2 protein-coding genes are annotated in these 5,123 nt (G+C 64.6%); both read right to left on the bottom strand.

The annotated features are described in order from the left end of the window. Positions 1 to 829: 829 nt before the first annotated feature. The gene (locus SX243_25000) at positions 830 to 1,096 is read right to left on the bottom strand and encodes a hypothetical protein (GenBank protein ID MDY7096247.1); all 267 of its coding nucleotides are present in this window, start codon (positions 1,094 to 1,096) and stop codon (positions 830 to 832) included. A 53-nt stretch (positions 1,097 to 1,149) separates the two neighbouring features. Next, on the bottom strand, positions 1,150 to 4,953 hold the full coding sequence (locus SX243_24995; GenBank protein MDY7096246.1) for an RHS repeat-associated core domain-containing protein: 3,804 nt from the start codon (positions 4,951 to 4,953) through the stop codon (positions 1,150 to 1,152). Positions 4,954 to 5,123 lie beyond the last annotated feature (170 nt).

The following is a 5,123-nucleotide window of genomic DNA, read 5'->3' as shown; positions in this document are numbered from 1 at the left end:
CCCGCCCCCGCCACCGACAATCCCTTGTCCCACAAGTCCGCACACGGATCGCTGACCGTGTCCCAAGCGTCATAAAGATCATACAGCGTCAGCGCAACCTCGAAGGCTGCGTAGCCGAGAGCCAACGCCGGCAGGATCTGCCCGCTGGGGTCGGCGCGGTTGATGGGGTCGTTGGCTACGTAGGCGTAGAAGTTGGTGTCGCCGCCGGCGAAGCCGAGGGGGTCCTTGGCGGTCCAGCGGCCGACTCTGGGATCGTAGTCGCGGACGCCCGCCCCATTTAACCTACAGCAAGTTGAGGAGAGTCAGGAAAGCGAAACTTCAGCCCCATTCAGGCACTCAATACTCCCGATGCTATCGCCATTTCTCCGGCAAATTCAGCATTTGCTGCTCAGGGCTCCAGCCGGACGGCTTACAGCTGGGTCGGGCCCAGCTTGCACCTTGTCGCAGCCATTCTTCTCGATATTTCCGCACCCCTTCTAGTCGAACATCCTCGTACCCAAACTCAACACCACAGCAGTCGCAGATATTATGACTTGGCTCCCTACCGCTCACTCCCCAAGGCGGGTCGGCCTGTAAAAGAGCACAAACGCGACGCCGGCATAACTCTTCATTGCGCATTGAAATACTCAAGGCTTGTTGAAAAGCTATGTTTACTGGGGTCGGGACGAAAGAACGTTCTTGGAGAGCCATCAGCTCCTGGTACGACAAACAGATTCGAAACGGAGTCATAGTAGGAAGTATCGCCGCCGGCGAGGCCTAGGAGGCCCTTGGCAGCCCGGCAGGCGAGGCGTCGATTGCTAGCCTTTACTTCGATTTTGTTTTCAGAAAGTCAGCCTGCATACTCTCGACTGTACTTCATGAGAAGAGCTTCCACCGCGGACGGAGAAACAGAGATGAAGCGATGCCAAGCTTCCTCTTCGCCGTGCGGGTAGCCCGTCAGCTGAACGAGAGCAACACTGATCGCACGGCGTACCTCCTCGTCGTCGAAATCGACCTCTGGCCAAGCTGCCACCAACTCTGCAATCTCGGCGCGAGTAAATCCGAAAAGCGTGTCAAATTCCCAGCCCGGAAAGAATGGGCCTTTGACTACCGCCACCAGACACTCAAGAATTATCTGCTTGTCCCGATCATCCAACCCACTAGATAGCATTAGCGTAATCCTAGGAAATAGTTTATCCCCTTGTTTGGAACAAACGCGGTACCCCCGTCGGGAGCGGCTGGGTTGCGGATAACCAGGACTCCTGACCCCTGATCGAAGAAAGCTGTACGCCCGCGAGCGAGCTCCCGGACGTGTGTGGGGTTATTCAGAACAGACTCCAGAACCTCAGCAAACTCACCAGGTGTACCGATTCCGGGGAATTCTCCCCGTTTGATGACATGCTTGTTGAAAGCATGGCCAAGAGCGATTTCCTCCGCTATCAGCTGATTTCGGAGACGAAAAGCATTTGAGGCACTCTGGGCTGAATCAATCGCCCTCCGACCAGCCTTCGCCCCAGCCCCATACCTCCCCCCAGGCAGCGCCAACCCCAACCCCAGCCCACCCACCGACAGGCCCTTGTCCCACAGATCCGCACACGGATCGCTGACCGTGTCCCAAGCGTCATAAAGATCATACAGCGTCAGCGCAACCTCGAAGGCTGCGTAGCCCAGAGCCAACGCCGGCAGGATCTGCCCGCTGGGGTCGGCGCGGTTGATGGGGTCGTTGGCGACGTAGGCGTAGAAGTTGGTGTCGCCGCCGGCGAAGCCGAGGGGGTCCTTGGCGGTCCAGCGACCGATTCTGGGGTCGTAGTCGCGGACGCCGAAGCGGATCAAGCTGGTTTGGGGGTCGTAGAGACCGCTGGCGAAGCCGAAGGGTTGGAAGCCGGGGTTGGTGTCGAGGAGGACCTGGCCGAAGGAGTCGTAGTCGAGACGCTGGGCTACGGCGCCGGTTTCGACATCTACCACCAGGCGGACGCTCCCCACCGGGTCGGCGAGGATGCGGTAGGTCCGGCCGTCCTTCTCGAGATACGCCGGCACGTTGCCGCGGTCGCCGTAGACGAAGCGGGACACCACGTTGCCCGTGCCGTCCAACTCGGCGACGGGATTGAGCAGGTCCGCGTAGAGCCAACCCTGGACCAGCGAGCCGCCCACCTTCTTGCCAATGCGCCGGTTCTCGCCATCCACGAGATACTCGATGAGCGGCGCCCCCGGGGCCTGCACCGAGCGCAAGTTGCCCAAGGCGTCGTAGTCGTAGAGCACCGACTGACCGTTCTGGGTTCCGCTTTCCAGCTCCCCCGCGGCGGTGTAGGTGTAGCCGCGGTCGCCGTAGGTGAGGAGACGGTCTTGGTCGTCGTGGGTGGCGGAAAGCGAGCCGCTGGACGTCAGCAAGCTGGTGCGGTTGCCGTTGGCGTCGTAGCCGTACTCCGCCACCAGAGCGCCGTCCTGCTCAACCCGCTGCAGCCGGCCCCGCGGGTCGTAGGAATAGCTGGTGACCGAGGTCTCCCCCTGGATCGTCTCCGTCCGCTCGGTGATGCGACCGAGGGCGTCGCGCTGATAGCTGACGTCGTAGAGCGACGCACCGCCGAAGTCTGCACGGTGGCCGGTGAGCTCGCCAAAGGGGTTGAAGCCGCGCTCGGTGGTCAGGTCCCCCTGAACGGTGCCGGTGATGCGGCCGTTGGCGACGTCCCGGACCAAGGTCAGATCCCCGGCCTGGGTCAGCAGACCGTCGCGGTCGTAGTCGTAGCTGGCCAGAGTCGAGCCGCCGACCCGCATCGACGCCACCTTGAGCTCCGCATTGAAGCTCCAATCCACCGTCCCCACCACGGGCCCGGACCAGCTGAGCGAACGCAGCAAGTGTCCCTGGTAGCCGTAGGTCAGGGTCGAGCCTTCGGAGGTGGTGAGGCTGCCCACCTGGCCGGCGACAGGGTCCCAGGCAAGGTCTGTCTGGCCATCCGGATGAGTGAAGCTCTCCAGCCGCCCGAGGTCATCGTAGGCGAAGCTCAGAACCTCGCCGCCGGCGCGCTGGATTTGCTCCAGCTGGCGATCCGGACGGTGGCCGAGCACGAGACCCTCGGCGGGCGTGGCGCCCGGAGGGGAGTAGGTCGAGACCTCGTCCCGGGGCGTGTACTCGAAAGCATGAGCCGGCCGCCCCGGGGGCGTCAGCGTCTCCAGATTGCTTCCAGCATCCCAGGTGAAGGCGACCCGGCGGCCGTCGGGCAGGATCTGCGACAGAGGGCGATTGGCGGCGTCGTAGGTGAAGCGGGTGACCCGCTCCAGCGGATCGGTGACCGTCTCCAGACGCCGCAACGGATCGTAGGTGAAACGCATCACCCGCGCCTCATCTGCTGCTCCGGGAGCTCCGGTACCCACCTGCACAGTCTCCAGCAGGCCATCGGCGCGGTAGGTGTAGGCCACCGGAGCGAATCCCGGCCGGGTCGTCTCCACCACCCGGCCCTTGGTATCGAGGCGCGCCGACGCCGAGCGGCCTTCGGGGGTCAGCAGGGTAGAGGTGCGGGTAGTCCCGTCGTAGAGCGATGTGAACGGATTGCCGTTGACGGTGACCACATCCAACAGGCTCGCCACGCTCAGGGGGTCGTCGGGATCGGAGAGCTGGGCATCTCTGGTCGTATAGGCCATCAGGGTCGGACCGCCGGGAAGCGCAGTGGTCAGGGCGCTGGTACGCCGGGCCGCCATGCCGAAGCGCGGATCCGGGGCCTCCTGCAGGCCGCCGACCACTCCATCCGCCCGCACTACCGTCCAGCGGCCGTCCGGGGCCCTCACGCGACGGTGCTGGCGCAAGGAACTGTCGTTCACCGCTTCGCCCTGGACTCCGTCCCTCCCTTCGAAGGTCTTGTAGACCAGAAGCGTTCCCCCGCCATCCTCCGCCGTCACCGAGGCCGCGGGAGCAAACGGCGCCCCATGGCGGATAAATCTCTGCCGCGCCTCGCTTCGATCCCGGGACTCCTCCAATCGGCCGAAGGGATCGTGCTCATAGGTCCTATCGTGGCCCCGGGGATCCAGATGCCATTCCATCAGGCCCTGGCGGTATCGGAACTGCTCCGAGATCTCTGCCGGCCCGACGAAATTCTGCAGATAGCCTTCGGGGTCGAGGACCAGGGCAACCTCCTGCCCCGACGGCGTCAGGATCCGCTCCGGTTCTCCCGAGCCGTCCCGCTGCACGGTGGTGCGCTGGGAGTCCACGTCCACCACTGCGCTCAAGCGCCCCGCGGGGTCGTATTCGAAGCGATAGAGATCCGCTCCGGTGAGGGAATGCTGCGTGCGCAGATGCCGGCCTCGGGAATCGAAGACGTGGACCGCTCCGCCTCCCCGGGAGGGCACCACCAGCTCGTCGGCGCCGAAGCCTTCCAACGCCGCCCCCATGCGCAGCACCGCGTGTCCCTCTGCATCCGCCACCAAAAGCTCACCGGAGGGAGTGGTCACCAACCCCGCTGGTTCCTTCACCGCCGTCCCCGCCGCTAGGCCACCATCGCCCCCGTCACCGCTCTGGCCGGTGCCCGCCACCGTGCGAATCACCCCCGCGGGATCCACCTTGCGCACGCGGCGGTCAAAGCCGTCACTGATGTAGACGCTGCCGTCGGAGAGCGCCGTCACTCGCACCGGGTCGATCAACAGAGCCAGCTCTGCCGCACCCCCGTCCCCCGCAAAGCCCGGCTGTCCAGTGCCGGCGAAACCGAAGATCCGGCCGTCCACCGAGATCCGGCGCACCCGCGAGGCCCCCGCTTCGGCAACATAGAGATTCCCGGCGGGCCCCAAGGCCACTCCGCTGGGCAGAGCCAAAGCCACCTGGTCCGCCGCGTCGCCGTCCTCTCCGGGCAGGCTCCCACCGCCGGCCACGGCGGTCAAAATCCCGTCGGAAGTGATCTTCACCACCCGCCCCGCTTCCGGATCCGCCAGATAAAAGCTGCCGTCCGGCGCTACTTCTACATCCGTCGGGGAAGCCAGGGTCGCAGCCACCGCCGGCAGACCGTCGTCCGGGAAGAGGCCAGCTAGCAGCCCGTGGCAAAAGTCGAGCCGCGCTGCGAGCGGCCCTTTTCCGCCGAATCTTCGTTCGAAAACCTCGCCGATACTCGCATCGCCTGCGGTTTTCCGGCCTTGATTCGGCGAAAAATTGCTCGCTCTCGCTG

The sequence above is a fragment of the Acidobacteriota bacterium genome (assembly GCA_034211275.1).
In the GTDB taxonomy this organism is placed as follows: Bacteria; Acidobacteriota; Thermoanaerobaculia; order Multivoradales; family JAHZIX01; genus JAGQSE01.
This window is presented reverse-complemented; position numbering and strand designations above follow the sequence as displayed.